Consider the following 14246-nt stretch of genomic DNA (forward strand, 5'->3'; position numbering starts at 1 on the left):
TGTAACTATAATGTATAAGTTCTAAAACCAATTTAGGTAGTAATTCATTTTTATAAATTGCCATAGTATGCTAATGCTTATTACTTAGGGTATCTAATTTAATTTATTTGCATTAGTCAACTAGTTTTTGTTCCGTATCTTCTAGTTTTAAAGCTGAATAATCTAGTTTCCAACCAATTGTTTCTACTATAGTTTCCATAAGCGATATAGTTTCTAAGGCTTCTTTTTGTGCAACTTGAATTAAACCACTTTCTGGAATTTTATCCTTAATATGCCATTTAGCTCGGGTATGTAAATCGGTTAAATCGGCAGCTTCAAACTTATTAAATAAACCATCCGATTTATCGTAATAATTCAAATTAGTTTCTATAGATAACACTTCTGGTTGTGGAAAGTGTTTTAATATAATTTTCTTATTTATATTATCTGATTTGAGTTTAATTTTTGCTAAATCGTAACCCACGTAAGCTTTTGCATTAATAACAACCAAGGCTTTCTTTTTACTTGAAATAAGTTTTAAAAATTTCTGTTTAACATCTTCATAATGGTAAATTTCTGCAAAATCGCCTTCTACAGTTATAAATTTACAAACACTTTTAACTTTATCTAAAAGAATAACAGATTGCGAATTAGTCAATTTTTTTGATTGCAAATATTTAATATAGGTAATAACACCAACCGCTAGTAAAACACCAATTATTAAACCTAAAATTGCTTCCATACTATTCGTATAATTTATATAAAACAGGTTTGCTTGGTGTTGCATCATTCTCAAATGGTGCTATTTGAAGATTTAGAATATACTTACCATCTTCAATGCTATTAGGCACATAAATAAACTCTGTAATAGTTGCCTCGGTTCTTATTTTTCCGTCTGTATTCCAAAAAGCATTATGAGATAATAATTTGCCATCATCTCTTTCTTTATCAACACTTGGTAAATCAATAAGTAAATGCTTTACCCCTTTACTTTTTAAATAAATTGCTGCTTCTTCTAACAAGTATGGTGGATTAGTATTTGAATATTGTTGCGATAATTTTTCAGTAGTATTTGGTAATGTTCTAATAATAACTGCTTCACGCTTTTTGTTTCCAATAGCAAAACGCAATTGCTTAGCCGAAATCACAAAATCATCTCCTAATTTTTCTGGCGCAACTGTTATGACTTCAGCGACAAAAAAGAACTGTTTTAGACATTGATTAATACTGTATTTTTTTTCTGTAATATGACCAACACATTCTGTATGCGTACCGTGAGCATGTGGATTAAACAGGATGCTATTAAAATTTACTGGAGCTCCATGTTCAACGCTTACAATAAAGTCATTCATTTTTACTGGTTCTATAATAGGTTCATCAATATACCAAGCATTTACGTTGCTTTTTGTAGCACGTAATGGGATTGAAATATCTAAGGGTTTATCTATATATATGGCGTAGGTACGACTGTTTACGTTTATAACTGCTTTCATGTGTAATGGATGTTAAGCGTAAATTTAAGGATTAAATAAGAAAAAGACTTGATGAAATTCCATCAATTAAAAATTTTCCTTTTTGGGTTGCTTTAAGAATTTCGTCATTACGAGGAGCTTGCGACAAAGTAATCTTTTCAAGAGAATGAGATTGCTTCATTTCATTCGCAATGACTAGTAATTGTTGATGGATAAATTCTTTAGATGCTGTTAGTAAATGTTCTTTATATTCGACTCCAAAGTCTTCTTTAATTTTATTTAATGAAACTCCCCAAATAGTACGCAAACCCGTCATAACATACTCATTGAATCTGTCTTTTTTTGAGAGTGTTTCAACAGTTGAAGGTAATTCGTTTTGCTGAATAGATTTAATATATTTTGTGTTATTTGATACATTCCAACTGCGTTGATTGTTATTAAACGAATGTGCTGATGGTCCAATTCCTAAATACGGTTTCCCTTTCCAGTAGCTTGTGTTATGTTTAGAAAAATAATTAGGTTTTCCAAAATTAGAAATCTCGTACTGTATAAAGCCTTTTTTTTCGGTTTCAGCTATTAAATGATTAAAATGTTCTAAAGCTAGGTCTTCATCAATTGGTGGATAAGTCCCTTTTTTAATAAAACTATCTAAGGCTGTTTTAGGCTCTACCGTTAAGGCGTAGCTAGAAATATGATTGACACCAAAATCAAAAGCTATCTGTAGATTTTGGTTCCACTTATCTAAACTCATGTTTGGAATACCGTAAATTAAATCGATGGTAATGTTATCAAAATAACGTGTTGCTTCTTCTAAACATTTTTTTGCTTCTGTTGCATTATGCGCACGATTCATGCTTTTTAAATCGTCTTCAAAGAAGGATTGAATGCCAATACTCAATCTGTTTATTTGGGAAGCTGCTAAATCGTTTATTCGTTTAGTTGTTAAGTCGTCTGGATTAGCTTCTAATGTAATTTCTGGGTTTTCTACAACTTGATAGTTTTTATAAACGGCATCAATCAACAATTTTAATTCTTCATTCATTAATAGTGAAGGCGTGCCTCCACCAAAGTAAATAGTTTCTATGGTTTGATTTTTAAGCTCTTCTTTTCGTAACTGCAATTCTATTAAAAGTGTATTAATTAGTTCATCTTTCTTGCTTAATGATGTAGAAAAATGAAAATCGCAATAATAACATGCTTGCTTGCAAAATGGTATGTGAATGTAAATTCCTGAGATGGCTTAACTATTAAAAGTGAATTCCTGCTTTGGCAGAAATAACAAAGATATACTAACCTATTTTATCTTGATTCTGTTTTACAAAACTTTCCCATCCAGAATAACTCTTACCTACGGTAACTTTTCCAGAGTTATAAAAATGACAAACAGCTGCTGCCAACCCATCGGTTGCATCTAGGTTTTTTGGCAATGTTTTTAAATCAAGTAGGCTTTGCAACATTTTTGCAACTTGTTCTTTACTCGCATTACCATTTCCGGTAATAGCCATTTTAATTTTTTTTGGTAAATATTCGGTAATTGGAATTTGTCTCGATAATCCTGCTGCCATAGCAACACCTTGTGCTCTACCAAGTTTAAGCATACTTTGCACATTCTTCCCAAAAAAAGGCGCCTCAATGGCAATCTCATCTGGATGATGTGTGTCGATAAGTTCTATGGTACGTTCAAAAATAAGTTTGAGTTTTAGGTAATGATCACTGTATTTTTTAAGATCAAGCTCATTAAGTTGCATAAATTGCATTTTTTTACCAACTACTTTTATGAGCCCGAAACCCATAATGGTTGTTCCAGGGTCTATCCCTAAAATTATTTTTTCTTTACTCATTCTCCACAATAATAGCAACCACTTAACGAAATGGATGCGCCAATAGTAAATGCTAACATGTTTCCGTTAAACGATCCAAATCCGCTCGAAATTGGATTAAAATCTTTTCCTAATCCTAATACATAAGAAGTATCGAAATACACCGAAAGTTTATCTGAAATACCATAATGAAAATCAATACCTGCCATTACATTTAAAAATAATGTGTCGTTATTAGTATAATTACCTAACGGTTTAACAGACGTATAACCTGGTCCTGCATGAATAAAAGTGCACATGCGTTGTGATAAAAAACCAAAAACACTTGTAGCATCGTAAACCAGTTGCGCATTAAGTCGGGTATAATTAACTTTAAATTCTGGTGTATTATTTAGGTTTGAAAAACGGTTATAACCAAAATCTAATTTTGCACCTAACTTTGGCTTAAACATATATTGAATTCCTAAGTTAATACTTGGAAAATTAATCGACTTAGCTTCAAAATTATTTACAAATCCATTTGCTGATGGACTGTTTATCCCCAAAGCAAATTGCGCTTTAAAAGTGCTTGTATCGTTTTGCGAAAACCCCAAAAAACTAAAGCAAGTAATTAGTATTAAAAAGAATATTGAGTTGTATTTTAAAATCATAAAATAATAATGGCTTAATTTGCTGAAATAAAATAATTTCAAGCAATTCTTTTATTTAGATTCCCGTTTTTCACTGGAATGACAGTTTCAACGAAAATCTCAAAGCAACGCTTCGAGAAATTCTTTTTTATTTTATATGATAAATAATTCGTTACCATACAAAACTAAGCAATTCTTTTTTGTGCTGATTAAATTAAGCATAGTGGCTGGTGCATTTTTTTTTATTTATGAAAAACTAACAAACAACACTGATTTACAATTTTCTGCTTTTGTTGATTTTTTAGAAAAAAATGACATTTTTACACCAAAAAACATCGTTTTATTGCTTTTTTTAAGCTTTTTTAATTGGCTTTTTGAAATATTAAAATGGAAACATTTAGTTTCTTATATAAAAAAAATAACCTTTAAAAATGCGCTTGAGCAAAGTTTAGGCGCCTTAACAGCTTCCTTATTTACACCAAATAGAATTGGAGAATATGGCGCAAAAGCTATTTATTATTCCGCTAATTTTAGAAAACGTATCGTACTAATAAACCTATTAAGCAACCTATTACAAATGAGCGTTACCCTAATTTTAGGTATAGTTGGCTTTTGCTTTCTTGTAACAACGTATGATGTAAATTTAGATTATTACAGACTTGCAAGAATTTTGTCATTAGGTGTAATGGGAATACTTTTGGTTGGTTTTGGCATAAAAAAAAGCAAATTCACTATTAAAGGTTTTTCATTAGAAAAATTAAAATCATTTGTTTTAGAATTTCCTAGAAAAAAAATTGTTTTTGGGTTTTTATATTCATTAATTCGATATGCGTTTTTCTCATTTCAATTTTACTTTTTATTACAACTATTTGGTGTTAACATGACTTATATAAATACTATGATTATTATTACTTCTATGTATTTATTAGCTTCAATAATTCCTTCTATATTTATTTTCGATGTTGTAATAAAAGGTAGTATTGCACTGTATTTATTTGATTTAGCTGGTGTTAACGAGTTTACTATTTTAAGCATTATTACACTTATGTGGTTATTTAATTTTGTGGTACCAAGTTTGTTTGGCAGTTTTTATGTACTCAATTTTAACTTACCCAAAAACGAAGATTAGTATGGTTTTAATTAGCATATTTATAACTATAGCTTACCTGATTTTAATAGGAAGTTTTGTTTTTGGTTTTGATAAAGTTCCTGTTTTTAAATTGAAAAACATAGAAGCTAAAACCACTTTTTCTGTAATTATCCCTTTTAGAAATGAAGTTGAGAATTTATCTAATCTAATGACATCGATTGCTTCACTAGAATATCCTAATCATCTATACGAAATTATTTTTGTTGATGATGAATCTGATGATGATTCAGTTGAGATTATAAAAAAAGGGTTCATTCATTCTCCAATTAATATTTCGTTTATCAAAAATATTAGAACATCAAATTCACCAAAAAAAGACGCTATTACTACCGCTATAAAACATGCTAAAAACAAATGGATTGTAACTACTGATGCCGATTGTAAACTACCCAAGTACTGGCTGGATAGTTTTGATGAGTTTATACAAACAAATCAAAGCAAATGTGTAATTGCTCCAGTAATTTTTGCTGATGAGAGAAGCTTTTTAAACCGCTTTCAAATACTTGATATGCTAAGCTTGCAAGGTGCAACCATTGGTGCATTTGGTATTAAAAACCCGTTTTTATGTAATGGTGCCAATTTTGGATATGAAAAAGAATTATTTGAGGCTGTTAACGGATTTGAAGGCAATACCAATACTGCAAGCGGTGATGATATTTTTCTATTAGAAAAAGCTGTAAAAATGTATCCTAAAAATGTAAAATATTTAAAATGCGAACGAGCAACTGTAACAACTAAATCACAACCCAACTGGAACGCTTTAAAAGAACAGCGCGTACGATGGGTAGCAAAAACGAGTACTTACAATAATACATTTGGAAAGCTAGTAGGATTAATTGTTTTGTTAATGAACGCTTTAATAATAGTCCTTTTAATATTATCTACTATAGATAAATTTAGCCCAAAAAGTTTTATTTATATTTTGATTATTAAGTTTAGTATTGATTTTTTATTGATACATAAATCTGCAGTATTTTTTAACAAAAAGCATGTTTTAAGAACTTATCTTTTTGCGTTTTTAATTTATCCTCTTTTTAGCGTTTATATTGCTTTTATTGCAGCCTTTAAAGGTTACAAATGGAAAGGACGGGAATTCAAAAAATAAATAGATTTGATAAATTTTTATTAGCTTTACATTCAACCCAAAATCTTAAAAATCATGAAAAAAATTCTTTTTTTCCTTGTACTTACTGCATGTTCTTTTTCGGTTGCCGCACAACAACAATACACAATTAACGGAAAAACCTTAAAACTTAAAACTGCCGTAAAAGGCAACCTAAATTTACTTTGGAATAGTATTGATAAACAATTCAGGTATTTTGTAAAAACAAGCAATGGCAATATTTTCGAATTAGTAAACACCAAAGATTCAAGCAATAATTATAAAGAGGAATACAAAACACAACTTAGTGAATTTTCTAAAAAATTAAATGTTTCAGTAAACGATTTAAAATTCACATTAAACGATTTAACACAGTTTTTTAAACACTATAATACTGCTATCGGAGACTCAGCCTATCTTGATGAAAAACCAACACTCAAAACACGTTTAGGTTTTTATGGCGGCCTAACAAACCACCCATTAGTGAACAATTCTAATAATACAAAAGTTCCCTTTTTTGGTGCAGAATTAGAAGCTATTTCATCTCTTGAAGACTCAAGACATGCGAGTTTTTTTAGTATTGAACATGCTTTAGACAACGATGATTTTAAATACTCAACCACACAACTAGCTCTTGGTTACCGTTACCGATTTATTAAAAAATCTTCATTTAACATTTACGGAAATGTTCTTGTAGCAACTTATAATTTCTCAAAAAGCACCATTGCACTAACAAGTACAACAAACGAAGTAGTAAAAAATTCAACGTTTAAAATACCATTTGCTTTTGGTTTGGGTGCCGATATTAAAGTTAGTAAACGTGGTTTTATTACTTTAGCCTATAATGAATTGTTTGCCATATTTGTAGAAAAAAGTAGTAATTTCCCAGTCAATTTTGCAATAGGCTACAAGTTAAATTTATAAATGAATTTATTAGATAAAACATCAAATCCTGCGTTTACAAATTACTTTTTCGGTGGTCATAATACTACTCCAAAAACCATGTCTGTAACAGGTGTTTTTATTAAATCTTTAGCCTCAATTAGTATTATTATCATAATATCTATTGGTATTTGGAGGTTACACGGTCAAGGTATAAACCTCAAGTGGTATTCATTAGGCGGTATGTTAGCTGCCATTATAATAAGCATTGTTATTTCTGTAAGGCAGCATTGGGCACATATTTTAGCACCTCTTTATGCTATTGCTAAAGGTTTTTTTCTAGGAAGCATTTCGGCTTATGCACATGCTAAATTTCCTAATTTCCCGTATCAAGCCATAGGTATTACTATGGTTACTTTTGTGGTTATGCTTTTATTGTATCAAACACGAATTATCGTGGTCACCAAAAAGCTTCGAAGCGTTATTATAACAGCAGCAACAAGCATTTTTGTAATCTATATTATTTCTTGGATTTTGGGCTTTTTTGGTATTAAAGTTTTTATTTGGGGTGTTTCTTGGCCAGCAATAATTTTTAATATTATAGCCGCCATTTTTGCTTCGCTCTCATTACTCTTAGATTTTGATTACATAGAACGTTATAAAAACAAAGCACCAAAATATAAAGAATGGCTAGCCACTTGGGGGCTCTTAGTTACTTTAGTTTGGCTGTATGTTGAAGTATTAAGGTTAATGAAAAAATTGGCTATTCGGTTTTAAATTTTTTGGGCGTTACCCCGAAGAGGGGTCGGGCTATTCGCTACAAGTCCGCGCTCGTACCTCGCTGTGGGCTTTTCACTACTATCCCTAACGCGCACCCATCCGCCGTGGCAATTGCTAAAATCCAATCCGCATTAAATCAGCTAATTCACTTTAATAATTATAGGTAATTCAAAAGCTGTTTTAACTTGTTGTCCGCGCTTTATAGCTGGAAAAATTTTGGGTATAGAATCTAAGCTTTCATATAGCAAACTTTCAATATTCGGGATTTCTTCTTTTGTTAAAGCGTTTATTTTAGCATCTATTAATTTTAACTGCCCTGTTTCAGATACTTGAAAATTTAAAACTAATGTATCGCTAATATCTTTAGTAACTACAATGATTTCATTTTGTAAAAACCCAGAAATATGTGTGGTTAATACCTGTTGAAAACACACTTTTTTGTCTGCTTTAACAGTTAACGAATCGCATTCTGAAAAACTAGGGTACTCATCAACATCGTTCCAATTAAAAGTTTGTAGTTCTTCTTTTAAAATGGCTTCGGGCGATGTTTTTTTTATGTTAAAATACTCGCAAGACGTAAGCACTATAAATAATAATAAAACGCAAGTTTGCCTCATGGATTAAAACTGAAACCGAAAAGTACAATTTTTTTTAGATTTTAATCTTCTTTCTTCTCTTCATTAAGAAACTTTTCTTCTTTAAGTATTGATATTTGATTATTAACAAAAGATATTAACTTGCTTTTTGGGAATTTTTTCTTAAAATCTTCAAAAGCTTTAATTTTAGCATCATAATCAGCATAATAAGCCTCAAGTGTTATTGCTAACTGCAAACTTGCAAACTCATTGCTGGGGTTTTCTTGTATGGCTTTTTTTAAAGCCTCAATACTCTTTTTATATTTTTTTTGTCGGTTTAAAACCGTAGCTAACCTAATATATTCAGCATCTAGTGGTTTATCTAATAACGCTAAAGCTTTCCATATATATTCTTCAGCTTTTTTAAAATCACCTAGCTCCTCATAATACGTTCCAATAACATAAATAGAGGTTGCATCCAATGGATTAAATTTTAATGCCAACTTTCGTTGTTCAATAGCTTTTTCATATTCATATAATTGTGTATAACATAGGCTTAATTTTTCATGAATAAAAGCTGATGATTCGCCCAATTCTAAAAGCTTTTCAAACCAAACTATAGCTTTTTCGTACTGCTGCCTTACATAGTAATTTTGCGCTTTTAAACTTATTAATTCTTTATTGTTTTTATAAGTTGACAAACCAATATCGATATATTTGTCTACTAATGTATTATGTCCTTTTTTAAGATGATGTTTTGCTATTCTATAAATGGCTTTTTGGTGCGTACTATCTAACTGAAACGCGCTATGAAACCTATTTTGCGCCGTAGAATCCTGTAACTGTTCTAAAACCAAACCCAACTCATAATGAAAGTTAGGGTTTTTATAATCTTTATAGACCAATTGATTAAATATTTCTGATGCCTTTTTAAATTTTTTTGTTCGGTATAAAAATTTTCCAAAATCGTATTTTAACAGGATATTTTCGGGGTTGGTTTCTACTGCTTTTTGATAGTTTATAAAGCCCTCTTCGTAATTACCAATTGCAATATATGCCTTTGCTATTTTTTGATACACTTCTGGCGGATTATTGTATGCCTTATACTGTACAATAGCTTTACTGTAATTGCCATGAGCAAACAAACTGTCTGCAACATTTAAAACCGAAGTTTGAGCTTCGGTTTTAAAAATTATTAATAAAAATAAAAATGTGAATCTTATCATATTTATTTATGAACTTGAAATACAATAGGTATTGAATAGGTTACATCAACTTTTTTACCGTTATGCTTACCTGGAATCAACTTTGGAATCGATTTTATAACACGCATAGCTTCGGCTCCTAAATCGGGGTGTGGTGCTCTAGATTTTTCTATTTCTATTTTTCCTTTTTTAGTGATTTTGAAAACAACATTGATGAGTTGTCTACCTTTTAATCCTAAGCTTTCAGCTAAATCTGTGTTAAAGTTTCTATTTATGAACTTTTGAATACCAGTTGAAGTACATTCTCTTTTTTCTTTTTCGGTGGCTAAAGATTTGCATTCTGGTAATATGGGAGCTTTATCAACAATTGCAAAAGGTAATGTGCTACCTCCTAAAGTATCATCGGCATACCCAACCACAGCTACTTCATCTAGCAATTGCGTGTCTTCGACCTCAAAAACTATTGGTAGCGAATAAGGTACAGTAACTGCTTTCCCTTTTTGCATACCCGGTTTTATTTTAGGCAAAGACGAAATAACACGGATAGCTTCTGCTTCTAGAGCTGGGTGCGGACCTCTGGAACGTACACCAATAATATTTCCTTTTTTGTCTATCTTAAAAATCACATTAATGCGCTGTCTGCCTTGTAACCCATATTCGCTTGCTTTTTTGGTATTAAAATTTTCAATTACAAATTTGCTAAGCTTTTCGCTCATACATGATTTCTTTTCAGCATTAGTAACTAAGTCTTCACAACCAGGATAAACAGGTACATTTTCAATAACAGCAAAAGGGACTTCTACATCTTCAATTATACTGATATTTTCACCCTTATTTACTCCCTTATTTACGCCATAGCCAACAACAACTGTTTCTTCTAGCGCCGATTTATCTTGTAGTTGAAAAATAATTGGTAACGAATAAGGCACTATTACATGTTTACCGTTATGCTTCCCTGGAGTCATTTTTGGCAACGTTTTAATAACTCTAATAGCTTCTGCCTCTAAATCGGGGTGTGGGGCTCTTGAACGAATACCTGTAACATTTCCTTCCTTGTCAATTTTAAAAATTACATTGATACGCTGTCTGCCAACCAAACCTAATTGAGTTGCTAAATCTGTGTTAAATTTTCTAGCTACAAACTTTGATATTTTATCTGATATACATTTTTTTTGTTCGTTTTGCGGTAAACCTTCACATCCTGGAAATACGGGTACTTGTTCTATAACTGCAAATGGGACTTCAACATGCTCTTTAGGCTTATGATTACTAAGACTAACACTTGGTTTAATAATTACTTTATAATCTTTACCATCAGTCACAACAAACTCTTTATAGTGTTTATCGTTAAAAAATAATTCTTCTTTCTTTATATATTTTTCATTTTCTTCAACAGTAATATTGTCTAAATCTTTTACAACCAATCTCATAACGTCCATTTTTTTATTCTCCCAATCATATTTAGCCTCATCACTCTTTTTCCATTCAAGATATTCGTCATAAGTCATTTTTATCAAACCTTTAGATATCTTCTCCTCTGGAATATTGTTTTTGTAAGTAAAGATAAACTTGTAATACATTTGATTCTTATAATATTCTTCTTTTGAAATTATATACTTATCACTATGAGACATATATTTTGTAATAATTTCTGATTCGGAATCATCCATTTTATCCATTTCTAAAATTTCTTTATAAAATTTTTCCTTTAGTTGTTTATCCGTCAAGTCTTGTGTAGATACTTGTTCTTGATTCCTCTCATTTTTAATTATTTCTTGAGCTTCAGCAGAAGTATAAACCAACATCCCAAAAACCAAAGGTATTAGTAATGCATACTTAATTAAATGAATTTGTTTTGACTTTGCTTTTGATAACATAACGATTCGTTTTTTGATTAATGATTGTTTAAAAAATGTATTGATGAATGATATATTTCTTGTTTCGAAAACTTGAGATAATAGGTTTTGGTAATATTCGTTTTTATCTTGATGCTTTACGGCATTAGCATCTGCAATAAACTCATGAAGCGTACGTATTCTATTTTGATACATATATACTAGCGGGTTAAACCAAAATAGTATTCGTAGCACCTCAAAAAACAATAAATCTAGTGTGTGCTTTTGTTTGGTATGAATAAGCTCATGTTTTAAAATGGCTTCTTTTTCTTCGGCTTTTATTTTTTCACCTAAAAATATATAATGGAAAAATGAGAATGCTGCGTTACTATTTACAAGCTCTACTAATACAATATCTCCAATAGATTGCTTTGGATTTTTTATTACTAAAACAACAATTTTAAATAACTTAAACAGAAATAAACCACAAGCAATAAAAAGCCCTATGTAAAAGACAAGCTCCCAAATAGGCATAGAATTTTGCTCTAAAGTCACCGCATCTAAAGCAATAGTATTATTAGGATTCATACTAGATTGCCCCAAAACAACCTCGGGCAACGAAATAATGTAATTTTGAGGAACAACAGTTTTAAAACTACTTACTTTTATAAATGGCAATATTAAAGACAGAATAGCGGTTGCTAAAAGATACATTCTGTTCCAATTAAAAAAAGTTTCCCTTTTTAAAAACACATCGTAAACAATTAAAAAGAATAATTGAAATGCAATGGTTTGTATTATATAATAAAGCATACTTATTTCTTTTTATTAATTTCTTTTAAAACCGATTCTAGTTCGTTTAAACTAATATCATTTTTCTTAACAAAGAAAGACACCATACTTTTAAACGACCCTTGAAAATAATTATCTACTAACTTATTTATAGACTGGTTACTATATTCTTGTTGCTGTACTAACGGAAAATATAAATGCCCTTTACCTTGCTTTTCGTAATCAACAAAACCTTTGCTTTCTAAAATCCTTACAATGGTAGATACCGTGTTGTAAGCCGGTTTTGGCTCAGGAAATTCTTCTATTATAGCTTTTACATTGGCTTTTTTAAGTTGCCAAAGTATTTGCATTATCTCCTCTTCGGCTTTGGTAAGTTGTTTCATTTTATACTCGATTTATTTTAGTATCTTTTAATACTATTTCTATTTTTTTTGAGATACTGAAACAAGTTCAGCATAGCAAAGTGAAATATTTCACTTTGCTAATATAACTAAAAAATTAGTTTAAACTAATTTTTTAGTTAAAAATGTAACATTTGGCATAGTTTTTAGTCTAATTAATTGAATAATTAAACTCTTTTATGGATATTATTTTAATTATTATTGCTGCCTTATTTATTTTTTTAGGAATAGTAGGTAGTTTTCTTCCTGTTTTACCTGGACCGCTTACAAGTTGGGTAGGATTATTAGTGCTTCATTTAACCAATGCTATCCCAATGGATAAATCGTTTATAATTGTTACACTTATTATTGCTATACTTATTTGGGTTCTAGATTATATTATACCTGCTATTGGCACAAAACGATTTGGTGGTACAAAATCGGGAATGATTGGTACCACTTTAGGGTTAATTGTTGGCTTAATTGCGCCTATACCTGGTGGTATAATTATTGGGCCTTTTGTTGGTGCACTTATTGGCGAACTATTAAACAATGCAAATTCTAACACCGCAGTTAAAGCAGCATTTGGTTCGTTTATTGGTTTTTTAACTTCTACGTTTATAAAGTTTATAGTTGCAGTTATTTACTTAGGACTATTTATTGGAGTTTTATGGGATTATAAAAGCACTCTTTTTACATTTTAAAAACGACGGTATTTAAATAGAAGAACCCTGTGGTTCTCTCACCTCCACAGGGTTATTGTAAATTGCTATTATCAACAAAAAAATTGAGGGATTAGTTAATTTGAAATGTTGATAATTCAAATATATACAGAATAAGCGACTTTAAACTGCGGAAAAACCGCAATCTCTTTACGGGTAAAATGTAGAATTAAGATATGGTAGGTGTTTAGATAGTGAAAAAAAATTAAAAAAATTTTAAATTATAACAAAACATAAAAATTTACTTACACAAAACCTTTGTCTCTTGCCTCTTTTAGCAAAGTTTCGTCTTGCCCATCTTGAACAGAAAATAATTCTTTAAGTTGTTTTTTTCTTTTTTCAACTGCACTTAATGAAATGCCTAAATGTGCTGAGAGGTTTTTAGTTTTTACACCTTGAGACAATAAATGAAGTATCTTTCTGTTTTTGTCATCAATTACAATATCGCTAGTAATGGTTTTTCTAATATAGCTATTTACTGTACCACTGTAAAAAGGCGGATTATTAAGTACTGCTTGAAACGCACTTGCCAATTCGCTAGATGTTAAATCGCTTTTAATTAAAAAGCCTTCAGGGTCTATTGTTTTTATAATATTATGAATTCGAAAAGATTCGTTAAACATAGTTAATATTATAATTTTTGCATTTGGTAAAATACCGCGAGCATATTCTGCTAAATCTTCGCCAGACTGCATGGTGCCGTTAGTCGATGGTGGTAAGCTAATATCTACAAATAACACATCATAGGGCAGGTTATTTTCAACCGCTTTATTCATAAAAGAAATCGCTTCATCACAATTATTAGCTATATCAATTAATAATTCTTGACTTTCTTTTTTTGTAAATAACAATGTGTTTTGATAACCTTCTATAATCATAGGATGGTCGTCAATCATTAATATTTTAATATGCTCCGTCATTCA

General features: G+C 30.4%; 15 protein-coding genes. 5 read left to right on the forward strand and 10 right to left on the reverse strand.

Translation table 11 applies throughout. The features are described from left to right. Window positions 1–112: 112 nt before the first annotated feature. The 5 genes from L3X37_RS08030 to L3X37_RS08050 are packed head-to-tail and all read right to left on the reverse strand — an operon-like array spanning window position 113 to window position 3921. The gene (locus L3X37_RS08030) at window positions 113–721 is read right to left on the reverse strand and encodes a DUF4230 domain-containing protein (protein ID WP_237239656.1); all 609 of its coding nucleotides are present in this window, start codon (window positions 719–721) and stop codon (window positions 113–115) included. 1 nt (window position 722) lies between these two features. Beyond that, window positions 723–1472 carry a cyclase family protein gene (locus L3X37_RS08035; protein WP_237239657.1) on the reverse strand — a complete coding sequence of 250 codons (750 nt, stop codon included), beginning with the start codon at window positions 1470–1472 and terminating at the stop codon, window positions 723–725. A 31-nt stretch (window positions 1473–1503) separates the two neighbouring features. Then, the gene (hemW, locus tag L3X37_RS08040; protein WP_237239787.1) at window positions 1504–2688 is read right to left on the reverse strand and encodes a radical SAM family heme chaperone HemW; all 1185 of its coding nucleotides are present in this window, start codon (window positions 2686–2688) and stop codon (window positions 1504–1506) included. 52 nt (window positions 2689–2740) lie between these two features. Beyond that, complete coding sequence (gene ruvC / locus L3X37_RS08045) at window positions 2741–3292, reverse strand: crossover junction endodeoxyribonuclease RuvC (protein ID WP_237239658.1); 552 nt, start codon at window positions 3290–3292, stop codon at window positions 2741–2743. Next, window positions 3289–3921 carry an outer membrane beta-barrel protein gene (locus L3X37_RS08050; RefSeq protein WP_237239659.1) on the reverse strand — a complete coding sequence of 211 codons (633 nt, stop codon included), beginning with the start codon at window positions 3919–3921 and terminating at the stop codon, window positions 3289–3291. The genes ruvC and L3X37_RS08050 overlap by 4 nt, the downstream gene beginning before the upstream one ends. A gap of 136 nt (window positions 3922–4057) precedes the next feature. Between L3X37_RS08050 and L3X37_RS08055 the strand changes: the two genes are divergently transcribed. From L3X37_RS08055 to L3X37_RS08070, 4 genes are read left to right on the forward strand one after another with little or no spacing between them, the layout of a single operon-like run. Further along, window positions 4058–5029: a lysylphosphatidylglycerol synthase domain-containing protein gene (locus L3X37_RS08055; RefSeq protein ID WP_237239660.1), complete on the forward strand. Its 972-nt coding sequence runs from the start codon at window positions 4058–4060 to the stop codon at window positions 5027–5029. 1 nt (window position 5030) lies between these two features. After that, a complete protein-coding gene (locus L3X37_RS08060; protein WP_237239661.1) occupies window positions 5031–6155 on the forward strand; it encodes a glycosyltransferase in 1125 nt (374 codons plus the stop codon). 54 nt (window positions 6156–6209) lie between these two features. Further along, window positions 6210–7076 carry a hypothetical protein gene (locus L3X37_RS08065; RefSeq protein ID WP_237239662.1) on the forward strand — a complete coding sequence of 289 codons (867 nt, stop codon included), beginning with the start codon at window positions 6210–6212 and terminating at the stop codon, window positions 7074–7076. After that, window positions 7077–7811 (forward strand): Bax inhibitor-1/YccA family protein, encoded by a 735-nt coding sequence (locus L3X37_RS08070; RefSeq protein ID WP_237239663.1) that lies wholly within the window; start codon window positions 7077–7079, stop codon window positions 7809–7811. 143 nt (window positions 7812–7954) lie between these two features. On the opposite strand, the gene L3X37_RS08075 is transcribed toward L3X37_RS08070, so the two are convergent. Genes L3X37_RS08075 through L3X37_RS08090 form a run of 4 tightly spaced genes read right to left on the reverse strand, consistent with a single transcriptional unit; the run spans window position 7955 to window position 12604 of the window. Further along, window positions 7955–8431, reverse strand: coding sequence for a hypothetical protein (locus tag L3X37_RS08075; protein ID WP_237239664.1), 477 nt, complete (start codon window positions 8429–8431; stop codon window positions 7955–7957). A gap of 41 nt (window positions 8432–8472) precedes the next feature. After that, entirely contained in the window at window positions 8473–9615 is a 1143-nt protein-coding gene (locus L3X37_RS08080; protein WP_237239665.1) for a tetratricopeptide repeat protein, read from the reverse strand. Window positions 9616–9617: 2 nt separating this feature from the next. After that, window positions 9618–12242, reverse strand: coding sequence for a M56 family metallopeptidase (locus tag L3X37_RS08085; RefSeq protein ID WP_237239666.1), 2625 nt, complete (start codon window positions 12240–12242; stop codon window positions 9618–9620). Between the two features lie 2 nt (window positions 12243–12244). Continuing rightward, entirely contained in the window at window positions 12245–12604 is a 360-nt protein-coding gene (locus tag L3X37_RS08090; protein WP_237239667.1) for a BlaI/MecI/CopY family transcriptional regulator, read from the reverse strand. Between the two features lie 197 nt (window positions 12605–12801). Between L3X37_RS08090 and L3X37_RS08095 the strand changes: the two genes are divergently transcribed. Beyond that, window positions 12802–13305, forward strand: coding sequence for a DUF456 domain-containing protein (locus L3X37_RS08095; RefSeq protein ID WP_237239668.1), 504 nt, complete (start codon window positions 12802–12804; stop codon window positions 13303–13305). A gap of 263 nt (window positions 13306–13568) precedes the next feature. Here the strand turns inward: L3X37_RS08095 and L3X37_RS08100 are convergent, their stop codons facing one another. Further along, window positions 13569–14243 (reverse strand): helix-turn-helix domain-containing protein, encoded by a 675-nt coding sequence (locus tag L3X37_RS08100; protein ID WP_237239669.1) that lies wholly within the window; start codon window positions 14241–14243, stop codon window positions 13569–13571. Between the last annotated feature and the right edge of the window lie 3 nt (window positions 14244–14246).

The organism is Wocania arenilitoris (genome assembly GCF_021728535.1).
Lineage (GTDB): Bacteria > Bacteroidota > Bacteroidia > Flavobacteriales > Flavobacteriaceae > Wocania_A > Wocania_A arenilitoris.

Excerpts from the sequence above, each read along its gene's own strand:
- L3X37_RS08030 (WP_237239656.1), bottom strand. The coding sequence starts at position 721 with ATGGAAGCAATTTTAGGTTTAATAATTGGTGTTTTACTAGCGGTTGGT.
- L3X37_RS08035 (WP_237239657.1), bottom strand. The coding sequence starts at position 1,472 with ATGAAAGCAGTTATAAACGTAAACAGTCGTACCTACGCCATATATATA.
- ruvC (WP_237239658.1), bottom strand. The coding sequence starts at position 3,292 with ATGAGTAAAGAAAAAATAATTTTAGGGATAGACCCTGGAACAACCATT.
- L3X37_RS08050 (WP_237239659.1), bottom strand. The coding sequence starts at position 3,921 with ATGATTTTAAAATACAACTCAATATTCTTTTTAATACTAATTACTTGC.
- L3X37_RS08055 (WP_237239660.1), top strand. The coding sequence starts at position 4,058 with ATGATAAATAATTCGTTACCATACAAAACTAAGCAATTCTTTTTTGTG.
- L3X37_RS08060 (WP_237239661.1), top strand. The coding sequence starts at position 5,031 with ATGGTTTTAATTAGCATATTTATAACTATAGCTTACCTGATTTTAATA.
- L3X37_RS08065 (WP_237239662.1), top strand. The coding sequence starts at position 6,210 with ATGAAAAAAATTCTTTTTTTCCTTGTACTTACTGCATGTTCTTTTTCG.
- L3X37_RS08070 (WP_237239663.1), top strand. The coding sequence starts at position 7,077 with ATGAATTTATTAGATAAAACATCAAATCCTGCGTTTACAAATTACTTT.
- L3X37_RS08075 (WP_237239664.1), bottom strand. The coding sequence starts at position 8,431 with ATGAGGCAAACTTGCGTTTTATTATTATTTATAGTGCTTACGTCTTGC.
- L3X37_RS08080 (WP_237239665.1), bottom strand. The coding sequence starts at position 9,615 with ATGATAAGATTCACATTTTTATTTTTATTAATAATTTTTAAAACCGAA.
- L3X37_RS08085 (WP_237239666.1), bottom strand. The coding sequence starts at position 12,242 with ATGCTTTATTATATAATACAAACCATTGCATTTCAATTATTCTTTTTA.
- L3X37_RS08090 (WP_237239667.1), bottom strand. The coding sequence starts at position 12,604 with ATGAAACAACTTACCAAAGCCGAAGAGGAGATAATGCAAATACTTTGG.
- L3X37_RS08095 (WP_237239668.1), top strand. The coding sequence starts at position 12,802 with ATGGATATTATTTTAATTATTATTGCTGCCTTATTTATTTTTTTAGGA.
- L3X37_RS08100 (WP_237239669.1), bottom strand. The coding sequence starts at position 14,243 with ATGACGGAGCATATTAAAATATTAATGATTGACGACCATCCTATGATT.